The sequence below is a fragment of the Mesorhizobium sp. M0195 genome (genome assembly GCF_040322115.1).
Classification (GTDB): Bacteria; Pseudomonadota; Alphaproteobacteria; order Rhizobiales; family Rhizobiaceae; genus Mesorhizobium.
This window is the reverse complement of sequence record NZ_JAMYSV010000002.1, coordinates 318,687-338,145: the sequence shown is the minus strand read 5'-3', so window position 1 is coordinate 338,145 and position 19,459 is coordinate 318,687. Positions and strand designations below refer to the sequence as shown.

Below are 19,459 nucleotides of genomic sequence, written 5' to 3'. Positions count from 1 at the left end.
GACGGTCAATCCTTGGCCAGACGGTATTCGCCGGTCTTCGGATCCTTGACCAGTGTTCCCATGGTCCCGTTGGCCGTCTGCTTTTCGGCCCGACGTACCTTGGCGGTCACCCGCTCGGCTTCCCTGACGAAGGAGCGGTAGCCGAAATAGGCGGCAATGCCGACGACGGCGAAGAAAATGATCTGCGGCATGTCAAACTCCTCCCTCGCAAGGCCGGCAAGGCCGCCGGTCGGGTCGGTTGATGATTTATGCTAGACGCTTTCACCGGCTTTTCAAAGCCCGAAGCGCGCCCACAGCGCGCGCTCTTCCGCCGCATCGATGACGCCGCTTGCCGCGGCGGCAGCGATGTCGGGCGCCGAAAAGCTCGAGCCGAACAGGCCGAAGCGGCCGAACAGGCCGCGCGGCGCGGTGATCAGCTTGAGCTGGGTTTTCGGCCCGAAACGGCTCTTCAGCACGCTGCGCATGTCGCCGAGCGCATCGACCAGCCCGAGTTCAAGCCCCTTCTTGGCCGTCCAGAACAGGCCTGTGAACAGGTCGGGATCGTCCTTGAGCTTGCTGCCGCGCCTGTCCTTGACGAGGTCGATGAAGGTCTCGTGGACCTCCAGTTGCAGCGCCTTCAGGCGCTCGACGTCCTCCTTCTTTTCCGGTTTGAACGGGTCGAGCACCGCCTTGTTCTGGCCGGCGGTGTGGACGCGGCGCTCGACGCCGATCTTCTTCAACAGCTCGGGAAAGCCGAACGAGGCCGACACCACGCCGATCGAGCCGACGATGGAGGACGGGTCGGCAAAGATCTCGTCGCCCGCGACCGCAATCATGTAGCCGCCCGATGCCGCCACGTCCTCGACGAAAACCAGGACCTTCTTGTTCTTCTCGCTCGCCAGGTCGCGGATGCGCCTGAAGATCAGCCGCGACTGCACCGGCGAGCCGCCTGGCGAATTGATCGAGATGGCGACCGCCGGCGCATCGAAGGAAAACAGCTTTTCGAGAAGACCGGCGGTGGAAGCGAGCGACAGGCTCGGCCGGAACTGGCCGCCGCCGGGCATGATCGTGCCGTGCAGCCGGATGACCGGAATGGTGACGACGGTGGAGCGCCAGGATTTCGGCAGCAGGCGGTTGAAAAGGCGTTTCACGAGGGGGCGGTCTCCGGTCGATTTGCTTGAGGCATGTAGGAATGCGCCGGCCAACGGCAATGCCGTCACCCCGGCAATCAGAATGGATCAGTCTCCGAACAGCGACGCCAGCCCGTTATTGATCAGCTCTGCCCGCTCCGAAGGGCCATTGCCTGAGTAGGCATGCAGCATCAGCGGTGGCTGGATCGACAGCTTGCCGCGTGCGCCGAGTGCTGCCCGGACGACGATGCGGATCGCTGCCGCCTCGGGGCGAGGATGGACGGCCAGCATCTCGGCGTCGCCGAAGCGGCCGGCAACGGCATCGAGGATGGCGCCGAGCTGTTCCGGCCGGGCGATGACGGCCAGCCCGCCGCCCGGCCTCACCACCGCGGCCGCGCTGCGGATCCAGCTGTCGAACAATCCATCCTCCGAGACATGCGCGGCCTTTCTCAGCGGATCGGGCGTCGCGCGATCCTCGGCGGCATTGAACGGCGGGTTCATGATGACGAAATCGAAGCTGTTGTCCTCGAGGCCGGCGGCCGTTCGCGCCCGGCCCGACAGCGCGACATCGGCGACGAGCACCGAGGCGCGGTCGCTGAGATGCGCATTGCCGGGATGGGCAAGCGTGGTGGTGGCGAAGGCCGCCATTTCCGGGGAACGCTCGACAAGCACGGCCGCGGCAGCGGGGCAGCGCGACAGCACCGCCAGGCCCGCGGCACCGGCACCCGCGCCAAAGTCGGCCAGCCGCCCGGCGAAGGAGGACGGCACGGCAGCCGCCAGCATCATCGCATCCATGCCGGCGCGGTGGCCGGCCTTTCTCGGCTGCACCAGCCAGAAGCGACCACGATGGAAGGCATCGACCGTGTGAGTCGGCATGTCCGGGACAAGGGCAGCGGGCGACGCGGACATTATTTTTGGCGGATCTCGTTGGCGATGCCGGCATCCGTCAGGATGCGCCGTGCCGCATCGGCCTTGTCGGCGTCCACCATGACACGGCGGGGCAGGATGCCGATCGAGCCGTCGAGCACGCTCATGTTCTGGTCGGCGACGAAACAGCCGATACCGGCATCGCGCATCAGCGATTCGACAAACGAAATGATGACAGCGTCGTTGGTGCGGATGAGCTCTATCATCGGATGAAACTCGCAGTTTGCGGCGTTGATGTAAACGTAGGCGTGATCATGTACCAGAGCCGGCGCGCCAATTCGCCTCTTGCCGCACCGGTGGGTGACACCCTAGAGTCTGTCCAGGGACCATGTTGCCGTCGTGCATATCGAGGTTGGGAGTTTTGCCGTGGGTGTCGTTCTCAACATTGAAAACGGGAAGCGCGAAGCCGCCTCGATAAAGGACCTCATCGACCTGACCGCGGCCGACATGGGGCGCGTCAACAAATTGATCCTGTCGAAGGCCGGCTCCGATGTCGAGATGATCCCGGAGATCGCCAACCATCTGATCTCGTCCGGCGGCAAACGGCTGCGGCCGATGCTGACGCTCGCCGCCGCCCAGATGTTCGGCTATTCCGGCGACGGCCATGTCAAGCTCGCCACATCGGTCGAATTCATGCACACCGCGACACTTCTCCACGACGACGTTGTCGACGAAAGCGGCATGCGGCGCGGCAAGAAAACGGCGCGCATGATCTGGGGCAACCAGGCCAGTGTTCTGGTCGGCGATTTCCTGCTCGGCCAGGCCTTTCGCATGATGGTCGATGTCGCCTCGCTGGAAGCGCTCGACATCCTGTCGAGTGCGGCCTCGGTGATCGCCGAAGGCGAGGTGATGCAGCTTGCCGCCGCCAAGAACCTCGAAACCACCGAGGACGAGCATTTCGCCGTGATCAAGGCCAAGACCGCGGCGCTGTTCTCAGCTGCCGCCGAGGTCGGCCCGGTCATCGCCCAGGCGACGCGCAACGATCGCGCAGCACTCCGCTCCTACGGCATGAATCTCGGCCTTGCTTTCCAGCTGATCGACGACGCGCTGGATTATGGCGGCACCAGCAAGGATCTCGGCAAGAATGTCGGCGACGATTTCCGCGAGGGCAAGGTAACGCTGCCGGTGATCCTCGCCTATCGGCGCGGCACCAAGGCCGAGCGCAGCTTCTGGAAACGCGCCATCGAGGACAATGCCGCCGACGATGCCGGGCTGGAAAAGGCAATCGGCCTGATGCTCCGCCACGGGGCGATTGCCGACACCATCGGGCGCGCCCGCCATTTCGGCGAGATCGCCCGCGACGCCCTGGCGCCGCTCGAAGCGACGCCGCAGAAGTCTGCACTGATCGACGTCATCGATTTCTGCATCAGCCGGGTGAATTGACAGGCGTCGGCGCCGCGACGCCGGGGAGGGGCCGTTCTCATCGCGCCTTTGCCGGAAGAGCCATTGCTGCGAGCAGGCTGACGGCGATGCCCGCCGCCGCGAGCCAGAAGGCGACGCGGATGCCGTCGGCGACGGCAATTTTCAACGCATCGCCGGACAATTCGCCGATTTGGCTGTTCGCAATCGCGATCAGCACGGCCATGCCGATGGCGTTGCCGACATTGAGTGTCGTCGAAGCCATGCCCGAGGCGACGCCTTGCTGATCATGGGCAACGCCGGAAGCGGCGGCAATCCACATTGCGGTCCAGACGATGCCTTGTCCGACGCCGGAGACGATCAGGCCGGGTACGAGGGACAGATAGCTGCTCTCCGCGGTTGCGCCTGATACCATCAATGCAGTGCCGACCGCGCCGACGATCATGCCGCCGACCAGCGTGCTGCGCGTGGAAAAGCGCGTCGCCAGACGCTCGCCGGCTTGCGTGCCGGCGGCGATGGCGACCGACGGCACGAGAAAGGCGAGGCCCGTCTGCAAGGCAGTGAAACCGTGCACGTTCTGCAGCAGCACGGTGAGGAAGTAGGGCAGCGCTCCGAAAGTCGCCATGTAGAGGAAGGTTATCGTCATGCCGGCGACGAGGCTGCGGTTGTAAAACAGGCGCAGCGGCATCAGCGGATCGGCGCTCTTCGCCTCGATCATCGTGAAGGCGATCAGGAAGAATGCCGCCAGTGCTGCGCTGACGATAATTGCGGTCGATCCCCAGCCATACTCAGGCCCCTGAACCAGGGTGAAGACAAGCAGCGTCGCCCCGGCGGTGACGGTCAATGCGCCCGGCAGATCGAAGCTACGGTGCTCGTGCCGCTTGCGATCGCGCGGGATGATGGCGAAAGCCGCGATGATGGCGATCCCGGCCAGCAGCACGTTGACGTAGAAGACCGACGGCCAGCCAAAGGCGCTGGTCAGAAACCCGCCGGCAAGCGAACCGAACGTCAGGCCGCTGGCGCCTGCGCCGCCCCAGACGGCGAGCGCCCGGTTGCGTTCCGGTCCTTCGGCGAACAGACGGTTGATCAGCGACAGCGTCGCCGGAAACAGGAATGCGGCGCCGATGCCTTGGACCGCGCGTGCCGCAATGATGATTTCCGGTGACCATGCCAGGCCGCCGACAAGCGAAGAAAGCGCGTAGAGCCAGAGTGCGAAGATGAAGACGCGGCGCTGGCCGATCAGGTCGGCGGCCCGGCCGCCGAACAGCAGGAAGCCGCCGGTAAAGACCGTGTAGGCGCTCACCACCCATTGCAGGGTCTGACCGGAAAATCCGAGGCCGGCGCCGATCTCCGGCAGGGCCACGAAGACGATGTTGAGGTCGAGCGAGATGATGAGCTGCGCGAAGGCGAGCAGCGCCAGCGTTGCGCCGCGCTTCACACCGGTTGTCCCTTGCGTTGCGATTGCCCCGAGCGGCGCGCCTTGATCCAGTGAACTCATGTCGGTCTCCTTGTCGATAATTATTTAATGATCGACAAAGAATTGAGATTTGCAATCCGAAGTCAAGCGGATTATTTGTTGATCGACAAAAATTGGAGGCCGCAATGGCGGGAAGGCCAAGGGAGTTCGACCGCGACCAGGCGCTGGAGAAAGCCCGGGACGCTTTCTGGAGACGTGGCTACGAGGGCACCTCGATGGCCGATCTCGTTTCGGCGCTTGGCCTCGCATCGGCGCGCATCTATGCCGCCTTCGGCTCGAAGGAGGATCTGTTTCGCGAAGCCGTGGGACTTTACGAGGCCAATGAGGGCGGCTTTGCCACGCGTGCGCTGCACGAAGAACCAAACGTCCGGCGCGTCATCGAGCGCATGCTTCGCGACGCCGTCGAAATCTATACGCGGCCGGGGCAGCCGCAGGGCTGCATGGTGGTGACGGCCGCCACCAATTGCGCCGTCGAAAACGACGCCGTGCAGCAATGGCTGGCGGAGCACCGGCTGGCGCGTACCGCATCGATCATCGAGCGGTTGAAGCAAGCGGTGCGCGAAGGCGAATTGAAGCCGGGTACCGACGCCGAGACGTTGGGTGATTATTACGCCACGCTGATGCACGGCCTTTCGGTGCAGGCACGCGACGGCGTGCCGAAAAAGCGGCTGCACGATCTTGTCACCGTCGCCATGCAGGCGCTCGACGCAAGCCTTTCGCAAACGTCCTGAGTTCCGGGGCCGTTACGCCGGTTTCCCATTGCCGGCTTGTCGCAATGCGGTCGTGCGACCTCTTTCGGCATGGTTTATTAATTGCTTGACCCGATTGTGAATTCGGGCCGGGTTGAAGCATGACCCCAAAAAGGCCATGCTTTACCTGTAAAGATCGAGTCTACGGCGATCCCGCTGACGCGGAGATGGCGTTTGGCTGAAAGGGATATGATGCGGCAAGGATATGCGCGCTGGCTGACGGGGCTGGCAATCGCGACGGGCATGGCGATCTCGGCTTTGCCGGCGCATGCCAGACAGACCGCCGAGCCGGTCAGGATCACATCCTTCTCGGGAGCCTATCTCGCGGCGCGGATTGCCGAAGGCGACAACGACCTCGACAGCGCCATTTCCTATTACAAGCAGGCGCTTGCGTTCGATCCGAACGATACGGGACTGCAGCAAAGCCTGATGCTGTCGCTGATCGCGCAGGGGCGCTTCGACGAGTCCTTGGTCTATGCCGACAAACTCAAGGCGGTTCCCGACGTCGAGCGCTTCTCGCGCCTGGCGCTGGCGATCGATTCCTTCCACAAGAAGGATTTCTCCAAGGCCGAATACTGGCTCCAGCTTTCGCTCGAATCCGATCTCGACCGGCTGATCTCCGGCGTCATGACCGGCTGGGCCAAGCAAGGTGAGGGCGACGCCGGCGAGGCTATGGCTTCCATCGACAAGCTGCAGGGCCCCGACTGGTTCAGCCCGTTCAAGTCGTTCCACCGTGCCTTGATTGCCGACGCCTCGGGCCTGCCCGACAGGGCGGATGCGCTCTACACCGCCACCCTGCAAGACACGGCCGCTGGCGGTGCGGCGCCCGAAACATGGATGCGCAACGCGCAGGCCTACGCCTCTTTCCTCGCCCGCAAAGGCGACAAGGCCAAGGCGCTGTCGGTGCTCGACAAGGCCGAGGCGTTTGCGCCCGGCAAGGTCGAGATTGCAGCGCTTCGCGACAAGATCAACAAGGACGAAAAGATCGAACCATTCGTTGCCGGTCCCTCGGACGGCGCCTCGGAGATCCTGCTCGATCTCGCCACCGCGCTCAACCGCGGCGGCGGCGAGCCGTTCGTGCGGCTTTATCTGCGATATGCCCTGGCGCTGCGGCCCGGCAACGACGCGGCGCTTGTTCAGCTTGCCGCGGTCGCCGAGCAGTTGAAGGACGGCGAGGGCGCCATCGCGCTCTATCGCCGCATTCCCGCCGGCTCGCCGCTGAAGGAGCTTTCGGACCTGCAGCTTGGCCTCAACCTTGCCGATCTCGACCGCAATGACGAGGCGATCGCTCACCTCAAAGCCATCGTCGATGCGCATCCAGACGACATGCGCGCCTATCTGGCGCTCGGCGGCGTCTATTCCGCGAAGGAGGACTTCCGCTCCGCCGCCAATCTTTACGACAAGGCAGTCGAGGTGCTGAAGACGCCGACCGCCGCCAACTGGAACATCTTCTACCAGCGCGGCATCGCCTATGAGCGGCTGAAGGAATGGCCGAAGGCCGAGCCGAATTTCCGCAAGGCGCTGGAGCTCTACCCCGACCAGCCGCAGGTCCTGAACTATCTCGGCTATTCCTGGGTCGACAAGAACATGAACCTCAAGGAAGGCCTCGCGATGATCCAGAAGGCCGTCGACCTGAGGCCGAGCGACGGCTACATCGTCGACTCGCTGGGCTGGGCCTATTACCGCCTCGGCCAGTTCGACGACGCGGTGCGCGAAATGGAACGCGCCGTTTCGTTGAAGCCGGAGGATCCGGTGCTCAACGATCACCTCGGCGACGCCTACTGGCGCGTCGGCCGCAAGCTGGAAGCCACCTTCCAGTGGAACCAGGCCCGCGACCTGAAGCCGGACCCGGATGTGCTTGCCGCCTTGCAGCAAAAGCTGATGAAGGGCCTGCCGCCGATCGAATCCAACACGGCGCAGGAAACCCCCAAGGTGAAGGCCGAGCCGGCGCCCGCCCCGAAGGGATGACTCCATCGCCTTGACGGTCGCGGAGCGGCACTCTACGAGGTGCCGCATCCGCCGGAGGCCGCCGTGACCGTTGATATCCCTGCCCATATGCATCCCAGCCGCTCGTTCCAGGGGCTGATCCTGACGCTGCATAATTACTGGGCGGACTATGGCTGCGTCGTCCTCCAGCCTTACGACATGGAAGTCGGCGCCGGCACATTTCATCCGGCCACGACATTGCGCGCGCTCGGCCCAAAACGCTGGAACGCCGCCTATGTCCAGCCCTCGCGCCGCCCCAAGGACGGCCGCTATGGCGAGAACCCGAACCGACTGCAGCACTATTACCAATACCAGGTGATCCTGAAGCCCAATCCGCCCAATCTGCAGGAGCTTTACCTCGGCTCGCTGGCCGCGATCGGCGTCGATCCGCTGCTGCACGACATCCGGTTCGTCGAGGACGACTGGGAAAGCCCGACGCTGGGCGCCTGGGGGCTGGGTTGGGAGTGCTGGTGCGACGGCATGGAGGTGTCGCAGTTCACCTATTTCCAGCAGGTCTGCGGCATCGAATGCGCACCGGTAGCGGGCGAGCTCACTTACGGGCTGGAGCGGCTGGCCATGTATGTCCAGGGCGTCGACAATGTCTATGACCTCAACTTCAACGGCCGCGAAGGCGCCGACAAGGTGACCTATGGCGACGTCTTCCTGCAGGCCGAGCAGGAATATTCGCGCCACAATTTCGAATTCGCCAACACCGCGATGCTGCTGCGCCATTTCGAAGACGCCGAAGCCGAGTGCAAAGCGCTGCTACAAGCCGGCGCCCCTGTCTCCCCCCTTGAGGGGGAGATGCCCGCGAAGCGGGCAGAGGGGGTCATCTCAGAAGGCACCTCAAGTCAAGCGTCGAGCACTGTGCGGGCGACCCCACCCGGCCCTTCGGGCCACCCTCCCCTCAAGGGGGAGGGTTGTCACCGCATGGTATTCCCCGCCTACGACCAGTGCATCAAGGCCAGCCACGTCTTCAACCTGCTCGACGCACGCGGCGTGATTTCGGTCACCGAGCGCCAGAGTTACATCTTGCGGGTGCGCAATCTGGCCAAAGCCTGCGGCGAGGCGTTTCTGCTGACCCTGGCGGGCGGAATGGCGGCTTAAAGCGCGTCGCGTTCGACCGGCCTCATGCGACGCGCTTTAAGTTCTTGTTTTGATGCATGTCGTTATCGCAAAACCGCTGCACACTTTTGCGCGACATGCACATTAGCTCCAGGCGATTTCGACAGGAGCGCTGATTGGCAACGTACCTTGGCCGCTTGCACCGGCTATCGTCCGCAGCGCTTGCCTGACGCCGGGCATCGAGAACGTGCCATGCACCTGTGCTGTAAAACAGGCGCTGAGCGCGAGGATCTGCAGGAATGTCGATGCCGTTTTCATTCGTTCAGCCAATAGTTCTCTGCCTGAGCGTTGGTCGCTTCAGCGCTGCGTTCGGTTGATGGAAATCTTTGACCCAAGGACGGGCGGACCGCTTCGTGTCCGACAGGCGGATGAATTTTTTCGGAAATCGCCGTTGGATGCCGCGATCGTGCAGGCCCGACTTTGCTGGGAAGGGTGACAGCGGCCGGCCGAGTTGCTATGCCCCGCCCGGACCATTTGCCGCGTGAGCACACTCAATGCCCGACCTGCTTTTAGAACTCCGTTCGGAAGAGATTCCTGCTCGTATGCAGAGAAAAGCTGCCGGCGACCTGAAGAAGCTGCTGACCGACGGTCTGGTCGAGGCCGGGCTGACTTATGAGGCGGCGCGCGAATATTGGACGCCGCGCCGGCTGGCGCTCGACATCCGCGGTCTGACCGCCCGCTCGAAGGACATAAACGAGGAGATCAAGGGCCCCTCGACCAAGGCGCCCGAGCAGGCGGTGCAAGGTTTTCTGCGCAAGGCCGGCCTTGCCTCGATTGCCGACGCGCATGTTCATTCCGATCCGAAGAAGGGCGACTTCTATGTCGCCCATATTGCCAGGCCGGGCCGGCCGGCCGAGCAGATCATCGCCGAGCTGGTGCCGGGCATCATCCGCAACTTTCCCTGGCCGAAATCGATGCGCTGGGGGCCGGCTTCGGCCAAGCCCGGCTCGTTGCGCTGGGTGCGGCCGCTGCAATCGATCCTGTGCACCTTCGGCCCCGAAACCGAGGAGCCGGTGGTGGTCGATTTCGAGATCGACGGCATCCGCTCGGGCAATGTCACCTACGGCCACCGTTTTCATGCGCCGGGCGCCATCACGGTGCGCCGCTTCGACGATTATGTCGCCAAGCTTGAGGCGGCCAAGGTCGTGCTCGATGCCGACCGACGCAAGGAGATCATTCTTGCCGATGCCAGGAACCTCGCCTTCGCCAGCGGGCTCGACCTCGTCGAGGACGAGGGGCTGCTGGAGGAAGTGTCGGGCCTGGTCGAATGGCCGGTCGTGCTGATGGGCGAATTCGAGCAGGATTTTCTGACCATTCCGGCCGAGGTGATCAGGCTCACCATCCGCGCCAACCAGAAGTGTTTTGTCACGACGCGCCAGATCTCCCCCCTCGAGGGGGAGATGTCGCCGCAGGCGACAGAGGGGGTCGCCTCGCGTGGATCGGCGGCATCCCCTGTCCGCGACAGGGAGTCGCGTCAGGTCGTGCCGACCCCCTCTGGCCTACCGGCCATCTCCCCCTCAAGGGGGGAGATCAGCCAATCGCCGCTCTCCAACCGCTTTATCCTGACCGCCAACATCGAGGCCAAGGACGGCGGCAAGGAGATCGCCCATGGCAACGGCAAGGTGGTACGCGCGCGCCTGTCCGACGCGCTCTATTTCTGGAAGACCGACCAGGGCGACCTGCCGGATCTCGACCAGTTGCAGGCATCGGCGCAAAAGTTCGGACTTGATCTCAAAAAGCCGCTCGACCAGCGCATGGCCCGCCTCGACCACCTCAATGTAACGTTTCATGCCAAGCTCGGCACGCAAGGCGAGCGGGTGGAGCGGATTGCCAGGTTGGCCGAAGAACTGGCACCAATCGTGGCGCAGTCGATCTCCCCCCTCGAGGGGGAGATGGCCGGCAGGCCAGGGGGGGTCGCTTCGCGTGAAGCGCCGGCATCCTCTGCCCAAAATAGGAAGCCGCGTCAGGACGTGCCGACCCCCTCTGTCGCCTTCGGCGACATCTCCCCCTCAGGGGGGGAGATTCCCGCGCTGGCGCGTCGCGCTGCCGTTCTGGCCAAGGCCGATCTCACCACCGAAGTCGTCGGCGAATTCCCGGAACTGCAAGGCGCCATGGGCCGCAAATACGCGCTGCTGCAGGGCGAGCATCCGTCGGTCGCCGCCGCGATCGAGGAGCATTATAAGCCGCAAGGCCCGTCCGATAACGTGCCGACCGATCCGGTTTCGATCGCAGTAGCGCTTGCCGACAAGCTGGATACGCTGGTTGGATTCTGGGCGATTGATGAAAAGCCGACGGGATCGAAGGACCCTTATGCGCTGCGGAGAGCGGCCCTGGGGGTAACGAGGATACTGATTGAGAACGGGATTAGGTTGTCCCTGAAATCTGTGGCCAATGTCGCGTCCGAAAATATTGCTGATCACATACGCGATCCCGAACTCGACCGACAGTTCGAAATTGCTGCGGAGCTAGAGCAGCAACTCGGGGGAGATTCGCTTACCGATCTCGTCATCGAACGCGATTCCGCAATCTCAAACAACACCTTTGAGCGTTCTGGAGAAAGGCAGCAGCAAGAGATCAACAACCTCCTGTCCTTCTTCCATGACCGCCTCAAAGTCTATCTCCGCGATCAGGGCGCCCGGCACGACCTGATCGACGCCGTACTCGCGGCAGGTTCGCGCCCAATCTCCCCCCTAGAGGGGGAGATGTCGGCGAAGCCGACAGAGGGGGGCGCTGTCCCGCCAGCCTCTCATTCTGTCGCGCCCCCCTCTGCCCTGCCGGGCATCTCCCCCTCTAGGGGGGAGATTGGCCTATCGCAAAACGACGATCTCCTGCAGATCGTCCGCCGTGTCGAGGCGCTCGGCTCCTTCCTCGACACCGAGGACGGACAAAACCTGCTTGCCGGCACCAAGCGCGCGGCGAACATTGTGGCTGCCGAAGAGAAGAAGGGGACGGCGATCGCAACCAGCGTTGAGCCGGCTCTGTTCCGGGAGGACGCCGAAAAAACCTTGTTTGCGGCGGTCAATCAGGCCGAGAGACAAGCCGGCGAAGCAATTCAAAACGAAGACTTTTCCGCCGCCATGCTGGCGCTTAGCGTGTTGCGCGAGCCAGTTGATTCCTTCTTTGAGAAAGTCCTGGTAAACGATGAGGACCAGGCGGTGCGCGCCAATCGCCTGGCATTGCTCGCCCGCATCCGCGCGGCGACGGACCGGGTCGCCGATTTCTCGAAAATAGCCGGCTGACATCCGCGAAAAAATCATCGCTTGTGCTTCAGGCGCTATTTGGGCTGATCGGGAGCTGCTAGCGGCGCAGGCTGCGGCGCGGCCGGCTCAGGGGTTTTGCTGGCGACCTTTGGATCGGCCTTGCTGTTCGCGGCGGGCGCGGCAGCGGTGGCCGGCGCGGCTTTGGGCGCGGGCGTTGCAAAGGCATCGCCGACGATACCGCCGCGAATGATCATCGGGCTTCCGTCGAAGCCATGACTCGGCTGGCTCGGGATTGCCGCGACCTTTTCATCGGTGACGTTTTCATTGACGTCAGGCAACTTCTCGCCGAGCGCGACGATCGACGGTGTTTTCGCCCGTTCGAGGGCGCCGGCACTTACCACCGACGGCGTTTCAGTCGTCTGCCCGACAAAAACGAGCGATGAAGCCTGCGCCGTGCCGGCCATAACCGCCAGGCCAAGCGCGCCAACGATACGCATCGAAAGCATGATAGTTCCCTTGTCCAAGAAGACGGCACCCTAGCCGAGGGCAATTGATGCCGGCTTGCGAGGAAACATAGCATTTTAGCGATTTGCGATTCGCCGACGCCTGGGCTTGCCCGCCCGGCGTCGCCGTATTAGGCACCCGCATCCGTGAGGTGACGACAGTGGCTGAAATTCGTGCCGTCGGCGAGGCGATGGAAAGGGCGTTGGCGCTGCTCGAGAGCGGCGATGTCGTCGCCATCCCGACCGAGACCGTCTATGGGCTGGCCGGCGACGCGACCAACGGCGTTGCCGTGGCTCGTATCTTCGAAGCCAAGGGCCGACCTCGCTTCAACCCGCTGATCGCCCATGTTGCCGATCCGGCGATGGCCGAGCGCATCGCGCTGTTCGATCCGCTGTCGGAAAGATTGGCGCAGGCATTCTGGCCGGGGCCGCTGACGCTCGTGCTGCCGCAACGGCCCGGCAACGGCATTCATCCGCTGGTCACCGCAGGGCTGGACACCATCGCGCTGCGCATGCCGAAAGGCTTTGGCGGCGAGCTGATCGCCAGGCTCGGTCGCGCGCTGGCGGCGCCCAGCGCCAATTCCTCGGGCAGGATCAGCGCCACGACGGCGGAAGCCGTGGCCGCCGACCTCGGCCCCAGGATCAAGCTGGTGGTCGATGGCGGCGCGACGCCGGTCGGGCTGGAATCGACCATCCTCAAGGTCGAAGCTGGAAAGCCGCGGCTGCTGCGGCCGGGCGGCATTGCCGCCGGAGAGATCGAAGCGGTCGCCGGGGTGAAGTTGCTGCGCGGCGCTTCGGCCATCGAGGCGCCCGGCATGCTCGCCTCGCACTATGCACCAGGTGCGGCGGTGCGGCTCAATGCTGCGGAGGTCGCACCGGGCGAAGCCCTGCTGGCCTTCGGCCGCAGCCGTGCCGAAGGCTGGCGCGATGCAGCCGCACTGCGCAATTTGTCGGAGACCGGCGACCTGCGCGAGGCAGCGAGCAATCTCTTCGCCCATCTGCAGGATCTCGATCGCAGCGGCGCCAGAACCATCGCCGTCGAGCCGATACCGTTCGACGGGCTGGGCGAGGCGATCAACGACAGGCTTTCGCGCGCCGCCGCCCCGCGTGACAAGATCGCCCCTCGTGACAAGATGGATTGGGCACCATAGTTTCCACCCATGAACGACATTTCCCCCGACCTCGACCCCGCTGTCGTCGCGCGCTTTGCGGCAATCGTCGGCGACAAATATGCGCTGCGCGACCAGCAGGACATCGCGCCTTACCTCACCGAGCGGCGCGGACTTTGGCATGGCAGGACGGCGCTGGTGCTGAGGCCGGGGACCGTCGAGGAGGTCAGCCGCATCATGCGGCTGGCGACCGAAACCGGCACGCCCATCGTGCCGCAAAGCGGCAACACCGGGCTGGTCGGTGCCCAGGTGCCGGACGCATCCGGCCGCGAGATCGTGCTGTCGCTGTCGCGGCTGAACCGCATCCGCGAGATCGATACGCTGTCAAACACGGTGACGGTCGAAACCGGCGTCATCCTGCAGACGCTGCAGGAAGCGGCCGATGCCGCCGACCGGCTGTTTCCGCTGTCGCTTGCCGCGCAAGGTTCCTGCCAGATCGGCGGCAATCTCTCCTCGAATGCCGGCGGCACCGGCGTGCTTGCCTACGGCAATGCGCGCGAGCTCTGCCTCGGCGTCGAAGTGGTGCTGCCGACCGGCGAAGTGTTCGACGATCTGCGCAAGCTGAAAAAGGACAATACCGGTTACGATTTGAAGAACCTGTTCGTCGGCGCGGAAGGCACGCTCGGCATCATCACCGCCGCCGTGCTCAAGCTTTTCCCCAAGCCCAAGGGGCGCGAGGTGGCATTTGCCGGCCTGTCATCCCCGCAGGCGGCACTGTCGCTGTTCAGCCTGGCGATGGATCGTGCCGGTGCAGCGCTCACCGCCTTTGAACTGATCGGCCAGAGGCCCTACGACTTTACGCTTGCCCACGCGCAAGGCGTGGTGCGGCCGCTGGCCGGCGATTGGCCGTGGTATGTGCTGATGCAGATCTCGTCGGGCCGTTCGGCCGACGATGCAAGGGCCCTGATCGAGGAGGTGCTGGAGGCAGGCCTCGAGCAAGGCATCGTCGGCGATGCGGTGATCGCGGCAAGCATTGCCCAGGGCGACGCGTTCTGGAATTTCCGCGAGGTGCTGCCCGAGGCGCAGAAACCGGAAGGTGCCTCGATCAAGCACGACATCTCGGTGCCGGTGGCGTCAATCCCGCCATTCATCGAAAAGGCCGCCGGTGCCGTGCAGTCGGTCAGTCCCGGCGCACGCGTCGTCTGCTTCGGCCACATGGGCGACGGCAACCTGCACTACAACATCTCCCGGCCGGTCGACGGCGATGACGAAGCGTTTCTCGGCCTTTACCACGTCATGAACAAGGCCGTGCACGACGTCGTGCGCTCGTTTCATGGCTCCATCTCGGCCGAGCACGGCATCGGCCAGTTGAAGCGGGACGAATTGATCGCGACGGCACCGCCGATGACGATCGAGCTGATGCGCCGGGTGAAGGCCGCGTTCGACCCGGCCGGCATCATGAATCCCGGTAAGGTTATCTGATCCTTTCGCCGGCCTACGCCGGTTCGCAATCCGATAACCATCCGCCCCGGATCAGCAAAATTTAACCGACTTTCTTAAGCGCGAGGATAAGAAGCTCGCGCTAATGTTTCTCCACAACGAGGCTGGGAAAACCGGCCCGGAGAACCGGAAACACCGGCTCTCAGGAGAAACAGGAAAGGCACGACATGAACACTGGACTGAAGCCAGTCTGGGCCGGGCGCAATATGCGCCTTGATCCATTCCGCCTGCCGCAGGTGGTGAGCTACGCGACGCGTGACGACTATGGCGACGTTACCTTCACCATCGACCAGCGCGGCGCGGTTATCCGCCGCACGCTGGAGATGAGCGGCGTGCCGGCGATCATCGCTCTGCCCGCCAACGCGTTTCGCGGCGTCGCCGCCCGCGCCATGGAGGATCCGGATGGCAATGTCACAGTGACGCTCGAGCTTCTGCACAACGACCCGATGCTGTCGGTGCCGCTGCTGGTCGCCGACGATCTCGATGACGTCGCCGCCGACTGGCGCGCCTGGGCCGACGCCTACCGCCTGCCCATGCTGCTGATCGAGGCCGACGGCATTGCCCGCACGCTGGAAGAATCGCTCGGCGCCGCCATCAAGGCGCTGCCGGCGCAGGACCGCCGCAAGGGTCGCGTCTCGACCATGCGCCGCCCGCGCTTCCTCGCCCGCCGCCGCGCCGGCGATCTCGGCCTCAGGCTGGTCATCGGCGGCGAGGAGCTTATTTCGCGGGAGTAGCTAAACCAGCGGCTTCAGCGTCACCCAGGCCGCGCCGCCGATCAGGCCGAGGAAGATCAGCCAGCCGACCTGGTTGTTCGATCTGAACAGCCTTAGGCACTGGTCCGGATTGTCGATGTCGAGCACGGCGATCTGCCGGGTCATATGCGCGCCGGCGGCGATCAGCCCGGCGAGCGCCGGCACCGGTGCCTGCGCCGAGGCAAAGGCAATGGCGAAGCAGACCAGCGCTCCGCCATAAAGCCCGGCCAGCCAGGCTTTGGTGTTATCGCCGAACAGGCGCGCCGTCGAGCGCACGCCGACGATGGCGTCGTCTTCCTTGTCCTGATGCGCATAGATCGTGTCGTAGCCGATCACCCACAGAATCGAGCCGATGTAGAGCATGATTGCCGGCCCATCGAGATCGCCGAACTCGACCGCCCATCCCATCAGCGCTCCCCAGGAAAAGGCAAGGCCGAGAACCAGTTGCGGCCAATTGGTATATCGCTTCATCAACGGATAGATGGCGACGATGACCAGCGAGCCGATGGCCAGCGAGATGGCAAAGCTGTTGAACTGCAAAAGCACAGCGAGGCCGACCAGTGCCTGCAGGACAACAAACATCCAGGCCTGTCGGCGCGTGACCTTGCCGGCCGGCAGCGGCCGCGAGCGCGTGCGTTCCACCTGGTTGTCGATGTCCTCGTCGACCAAATCATTGTAGGCGCAGCCGGCGCCACGCATGGCGAACGCACCGAGAAAAAACAGCAGCAGGTACCACGGCGACGGCAGCAGCGAGAGCAGCGGATCCGTCGGACGCGGATAGGCGCTCGCGGCAAGTGCAGCCGACCACCAGCATGGCCACAGCAGCAATTGCCAGCCGATCGGCCGGTCCCATCGGGCAAGCTGCGCATAGGGCCACAACCCCCGCGGCAGCGCGCGATAGACCCAGTGGCCGCTCGGCGCATCGGCGACGCGGCCCTGGGCCGCTTTCGACTGGACGGTTTCCATTTTGCTGAAGTGGCAGCAGAGGCGAATGCCGTCAAGCGTCAAGCAGCCCCCGCACACTCGCCACGCGCAATCGGCGCTTCGGCAGCCAAATGTCTTGACCCGTCGGGCGCGGCGCAATAGCGCAGTCCTGGTCTTGGAATGACGAGGAATCTGGGCATGCGTGTTTTACTGATCGGCTCCGGCGGACGAGAACATGCGCTGGCATGGAAGATGGCGGCGTCACCGCTGCTGACCAAACTCTATGCGGTGCCCGGCAATCCGGGGATCGGCCGCGAAGCCGAGCTGGTGAGGCTCGATATTGCGGATCACACGGCGGTGGCCCGGTTTTGCCGCGAGAATGAAATAGACCTCGTCGTGGTCGGGCCGGAAGGGCCGCTGGTCGCCGGCATTGCCGACGACCTGCGCGCCGAGGGCATCCGCGTCTTCGGCCCGTCAAAGGCGGCGGCACGGCTGGAAGGATCAAAGGGTTTTACCAAAGACCTCTGCGCCAAATACGGCGTCCCGACCGCCGCCTATGGCCGCTTCCGCGATCTGGCTTCGGCCAGGGCGTATGTCGAGAAGACGGGTGCGCCGATCGTCATCAAGGCCGACGGCCTAGCTGCCGGCAAGGGCGTCACCGTCGCCATGACGCTTGACGAGGCGCGGACCGCGCTCGACGCCTGTTTTGATGGCTCCTTCGGCCAAGCCGGCGCGGAAGTGGTGGTCGAGGAGTTTCTCGTCGGTGAAGAAGCAAGTTTCTTCTGCCTGTGCGACGGCACCACCGCGCTGCCCTTTGGCACGGCGCAGGACCATAAGCGCCTCAGTGACGGCGACACCGGCCCGAACACCGGCGGCATGGGCGCCTATTCGCCGGCGCCGGTGATGACGCCGGAGATGATCGACCGAACCATGCGCGAGATCGTCGAGCCGACCATGCGCGGCATGGCTGAAACAGGCGCTCCGTTTTCCGGCGTGCTGTTCGCCGGGCTGATGATTACTGACAAGGGGCCGAAGCTGATCGAATACAACACCCGTTTCGGCGACCCGGAATGCCAGGTGCTGATGATGCGGCTGAAGGACGATCTGCTCGTCCTGCTCAACGCCGCCGCTGACGGCCAACTGGCGCACACCTCGGTGCGCTGGCGCGACGACGCGGCGCTCACCGTGGTGATGGCGGCCAGGGGTTATCCCGGAGCGCCGGAAAAGGGCTCGGTCATCCGCGGCGTCGAGGCGGCGGCGGGCGAGGGCGTCGAGATATTTCATGCCGGCACCGCGATAAACGGCGGTGCACTCGTCGCCAATGGCGGTCGCGTGCTCAACATCACGGCGACCGGCCGCACCGTCGGCGAGGCGCAGAGGAAGGCTTATGCCGCGCTCGACCGGATCGACTGGCCGCAAGGCTTTTGCCGCCGTGACATTGGCTGGCTGGCACTGGCGCGCGAGCAGTCGAACTGACGCTTCAGGCGGCCTCCGGCTTCAGTGCAGGCCGCGGTCAAATTCGGTCGAGACGGTGCTGACCGCACCGGCGGTGGGGGCAATTGCGGACACCGAGGCCGCACGCTTTTCGTTTCGCATCCAGGCGACATATTCGGCAATCCCGCGGGGAAGGCTCGGCGTCGTCTTCGCAGCCGGCATTTGAAAGCCGCTGCTGAAGCTGGCCAAGCGCGCCCTGAGTACCGCGACCAGTTGCTCGAGGCTCGGGGGTGCTGCCACGGTGGCGTAGGTCATGGCAGTGCCGGCGAGCCCCGCCTCGCGTGAGAGCGGCACCGGTATCAAGGCGAGATAATCCGGCTGCACGTCGATCAGGCCGCCGAACGGCCACTGCGCGCGCAATTCCGTCGCGTTCATCGGCGCGACGCTGACGTCGATATCGTTAGGTGTGCCCGCGACCCGGTAGGGACAGCGGAACCGGCCGCAATTTGCTCGCGCCGAAAACTGCCAGAGCGCATACCCCTGCCAGTTGCCCATCGGAAAATGCAGGCCGATGTCTGGCTTGTAGCGCGCATACCACAGCGGCAGCCGGGACAGGAGCGGGTACTTATACTTGTTGTCGGCGATATGCCGGGCTGTCGTGCCGTTGGTGTAGAGCACCGGAAAGCGGCCAACCCGACGATGCACATGGCGCACGAATTCCTCGGCATCCTCGAGCGACATCCATTGGGTGGGGTCATCGTCCTCGATATCGAGGGCAAGCAGGTCATCCGGCCCGGGTTTCACGAAATTGATGAAATTATTGGCCTGTCCCACGGGGTTGCCGGGGCGGGCGAGATGATAGGCACCCCATTTCAGGCCCAGTGCCTTGGCCACCACCTTGCGCGTCTGGAACAGTTCCTGTGCCATCGCATGGCGTTTCCAAAGCGTCTTGCACAGCCGCAGCTCGGTCTCGTCGCCGAAACAGAAATAGGGTGGCGGCATTCCGTCCGATGCCTTGTTGATGAAGCCGACAAGACGCTTGTCGTCGGCTAGCCGGGTCCAGTAGATGGAATTGTATTCGTAAGCGTCGACGACCAGTGCCCGGTCCGCATCCTTCCACGGTTCGGAGAAATCCGAGGCCTTTGCCGGCTTCAGCGCCAGGGTCATCGCGGCCGCGACAAGGAGAAGCGCTGAGCGGACAAGGGGGCGCGCCGGCGTTTTCAAACAGCAGATCCTTGCTGGCCAAAGCCAAATCCTGAACGGCCATGGTTAAGGAAATGCTCTCGATCGCGGCCCGGGGACGCC

18 protein-coding genes are annotated in these 19,459 nt (G+C 64.3%); 9 read left to right on the top strand and 9 right to left on the bottom strand.

Annotated features, from left to right (window positions below; all coding sequences use genetic code 11):
- Positions 1-5: 5 nt before the first annotated feature.
- The 4 genes from NKJ12_RS06450 to NKJ12_RS06435 all read right to left on the bottom strand — a co-directional run bounded on the left by NKJ12_RS06450 (position 6) and on the right by NKJ12_RS06435 (position 2,242).
- Positions 6-191: a hypothetical protein gene (locus tag NKJ12_RS06450; protein ID WP_292665400.1), complete on the bottom strand. Its 186-nt coding sequence runs from the start codon at positions 189-191 to the stop codon at positions 6-8.
- Positions 192-272: 81 nt separating this feature from the next.
- Positions 273-1,130, bottom strand: a complete 858-nt coding sequence (locus NKJ12_RS06445; RefSeq protein ID WP_352456850.1) for a S49 family peptidase — start codon at positions 1,128-1,130, stop codon at positions 273-275.
- A gap of 87 nt (positions 1,131-1,217) precedes the next feature.
- A complete protein-coding gene (locus NKJ12_RS06440) occupies positions 1,218-2,018 on the bottom strand; it encodes a tRNA1(Val) (adenine(37)-N6)-methyltransferase (protein ID WP_352505243.1) in 801 nt (266 codons plus the stop codon).
- Positions 2,018-2,242, bottom strand: coding sequence for a putative signal transducing protein (locus NKJ12_RS06435; RefSeq protein WP_023674082.1), 225 nt, complete (start codon positions 2,240-2,242; stop codon positions 2,018-2,020). Before NKJ12_RS06435 ends, NKJ12_RS06440 begins: the two co-directional genes overlap by 1 nt.
- 160 nt (positions 2,243-2,402) lie before the next feature.
- Between NKJ12_RS06435 and NKJ12_RS06430 the strand changes: the two genes are divergently transcribed.
- Positions 2,403-3,419, top strand: a complete 1,017-nt coding sequence (locus NKJ12_RS06430; RefSeq protein WP_254818409.1) for a polyprenyl synthetase family protein — start codon at positions 2,403-2,405, stop codon at positions 3,417-3,419.
- 37 nt (positions 3,420-3,456) lie between these two features.
- On the opposite strand, the gene NKJ12_RS06425 is transcribed toward NKJ12_RS06430, so the two are convergent.
- The gene (locus NKJ12_RS06425) at positions 3,457-4,893 is read right to left on the bottom strand and encodes an MFS transporter (RefSeq protein ID WP_352701637.1); all 1,437 of its coding nucleotides are present in this window, start codon (positions 4,891-4,893) and stop codon (positions 3,457-3,459) included.
- A gap of 104 nt (positions 4,894-4,997) precedes the next feature.
- Here NKJ12_RS06425 and NKJ12_RS06420 point away from each other — a divergent pair, with 104 nt between their 5' ends.
- The 3 genes from NKJ12_RS06420 (at position 4,998) to NKJ12_RS06410 (ending at position 8,714) form a co-directional block, all read left to right on the top strand.
- A complete protein-coding gene (locus tag NKJ12_RS06420) occupies positions 4,998-5,603 on the top strand; it encodes a TetR/AcrR family transcriptional regulator (RefSeq protein ID WP_352701636.1) in 606 nt (201 codons plus the stop codon).
- Between the two features lie 210 nt (positions 5,604-5,813).
- Positions 5,814-7,589, top strand: a complete 1,776-nt coding sequence (locus NKJ12_RS06415; RefSeq protein ID WP_352702075.1) for a tetratricopeptide repeat protein — start codon at positions 5,814-5,816, stop codon at positions 7,587-7,589.
- 63 nt (positions 7,590-7,652) lie between these two features.
- A complete protein-coding gene (locus tag NKJ12_RS06410) occupies positions 7,653-8,714 on the top strand; it encodes a glycine--tRNA ligase subunit alpha (protein WP_352701634.1) in 1,062 nt (353 codons plus the stop codon).
- 102 nt (positions 8,715-8,816) lie between these two features.
- Here the strand turns inward: NKJ12_RS06410 and NKJ12_RS06405 are convergent, their stop codons facing one another.
- Complete coding sequence (locus NKJ12_RS06405; protein WP_023674088.1) at positions 8,817-8,990, bottom strand: hypothetical protein; 174 nt, start codon at positions 8,988-8,990, stop codon at positions 8,817-8,819.
- A 284-nt stretch (positions 8,991-9,274) separates the two neighbouring features.
- Between NKJ12_RS06405 and NKJ12_RS06400 the strand changes: the two genes are divergently transcribed.
- Positions 9,275-11,971: a glycine--tRNA ligase subunit beta gene (locus NKJ12_RS06400; RefSeq protein ID WP_502905693.1), complete on the top strand. Its 2,697-nt coding sequence runs from the start codon at positions 9,275-9,277 to the stop codon at positions 11,969-11,971.
- Positions 11,972-12,006: 35 nt separating this feature from the next.
- Here the strand turns inward: NKJ12_RS06400 and NKJ12_RS06395 are convergent, their stop codons facing one another.
- Positions 12,007-12,396, bottom strand: a complete 390-nt coding sequence (locus tag NKJ12_RS06395; RefSeq protein WP_352701629.1) for a hypothetical protein — start codon at positions 12,394-12,396, stop codon at positions 12,007-12,009.
- A gap of 200 nt (positions 12,397-12,596) precedes the next feature.
- Between NKJ12_RS06395 and NKJ12_RS06390 the strand changes: the two genes are divergently transcribed.
- From NKJ12_RS06390 to NKJ12_RS06380, 3 genes are all read left to right on the top strand, one after another.
- Positions 12,597-13,586, top strand: coding sequence for an L-threonylcarbamoyladenylate synthase (locus NKJ12_RS06390; protein ID WP_352701627.1), 990 nt, complete (start codon positions 12,597-12,599; stop codon positions 13,584-13,586).
- A gap of 9 nt (positions 13,587-13,595) precedes the next feature.
- Positions 13,596-15,026 carry an FAD-binding oxidoreductase gene (locus tag NKJ12_RS06385; RefSeq protein ID WP_352701625.1) on the top strand — a complete coding sequence of 477 codons (1,431 nt, stop codon included), beginning with the start codon at positions 13,596-13,598 and terminating at the stop codon, positions 15,024-15,026.
- A 185-nt stretch (positions 15,027-15,211) separates the two neighbouring features.
- Positions 15,212-15,778 carry a DUF6101 family protein gene (locus NKJ12_RS06380; protein WP_023674094.1) on the top strand — a complete coding sequence of 189 codons (567 nt, stop codon included), beginning with the start codon at positions 15,212-15,214 and terminating at the stop codon, positions 15,776-15,778.
- Here the strand turns inward: NKJ12_RS06380 and ubiA are convergent, their stop codons facing one another.
- Positions 15,779-16,762 carry a 4-hydroxybenzoate octaprenyltransferase gene (ubiA, locus tag NKJ12_RS06375; RefSeq protein ID WP_352702073.1) on the bottom strand — a complete coding sequence of 328 codons (984 nt, stop codon included), beginning with the start codon at positions 16,760-16,762 and terminating at the stop codon, positions 15,779-15,781. It abuts the gene before it with no gap.
- A 156-nt stretch (positions 16,763-16,918) separates the two neighbouring features.
- Between ubiA and purD the strand changes: the two genes are divergently transcribed.
- Complete coding sequence (gene purD / locus NKJ12_RS06370) at positions 16,919-18,196, top strand: phosphoribosylamine--glycine ligase (protein ID WP_352701623.1); 1,278 nt, start codon at positions 16,919-16,921, stop codon at positions 18,194-18,196.
- 21 nt (positions 18,197-18,217) lie between these two features.
- Here purD and NKJ12_RS06365 read toward each other — a convergent pair whose 3' ends face one another.
- Positions 18,218-19,378 (bottom strand): glycoside hydrolase family 25 protein, encoded by a 1,161-nt coding sequence (locus tag NKJ12_RS06365; protein ID WP_352701620.1) that lies wholly within the window; start codon positions 19,376-19,378, stop codon positions 18,218-18,220.
- Between the last annotated feature and the right edge of the window lie 81 nt (positions 19,379-19,459).

Coding starts and splice junctions, on each gene's coding strand:
- NKJ12_RS06440 (WP_352505243.1), bottom strand. CDS start 2,018: ATGTCCGCGTCGCCCGCTGCCCTTGTCCCGGACATGCCGACTCACACG.
- purD (WP_352701623.1), top strand. CDS start 16,919: ATGCGTGTTTTACTGATCGGCTCCGGCGGACGAGAACATGCGCTGGCA.
- NKJ12_RS06450 (WP_292665400.1), bottom strand. CDS start 191: ATGCCGCAGATCATTTTCTTCGCCGTCGTCGGCATTGCCGCCTATTTC.
- NKJ12_RS06420 (WP_352701636.1), top strand. CDS start 4,998: ATGGCGGGAAGGCCAAGGGAGTTCGACCGCGACCAGGCGCTGGAGAAA.
- NKJ12_RS06380 (WP_023674094.1), top strand. CDS start 15,212: ATGAACACTGGACTGAAGCCAGTCTGGGCCGGGCGCAATATGCGCCTT.
- NKJ12_RS06385 (WP_352701625.1), top strand. CDS start 13,596: ATGAACGACATTTCCCCCGACCTCGACCCCGCTGTCGTCGCGCGCTTT.
- NKJ12_RS06425 (WP_352701637.1), bottom strand. CDS start 4,893: ATGAGTTCACTGGATCAAGGCGCGCCGCTCGGGGCAATCGCAACGCAA.
- NKJ12_RS06400 (WP_502905693.1), top strand. CDS start 9,275: ATGCAGAGAAAAGCTGCCGGCGACCTGAAGAAGCTGCTGACCGACGGT.
- NKJ12_RS06415 (WP_352702075.1), top strand. CDS start 5,814: ATGCGGCAAGGATATGCGCGCTGGCTGACGGGGCTGGCAATCGCGACG.
- NKJ12_RS06435 (WP_023674082.1), bottom strand. CDS start 2,242: ATGATAGAGCTCATCCGCACCAACGACGCTGTCATCATTTCGTTTGTC.
- NKJ12_RS06395 (WP_352701629.1), bottom strand. CDS start 12,396: ATGGCCGGCACGGCGCAGGCTTCATCGCTCGTTTTTGTCGGGCAGACG.
- ubiA (WP_352702073.1), bottom strand. CDS start 16,762: ATGGAAACCGTCCAGTCGAAAGCGGCCCAGGGCCGCGTCGCCGATGCG.
- NKJ12_RS06405 (WP_023674088.1), bottom strand. CDS start 8,990: ATGAAAACGGCATCGACATTCCTGCAGATCCTCGCGCTCAGCGCCTGT.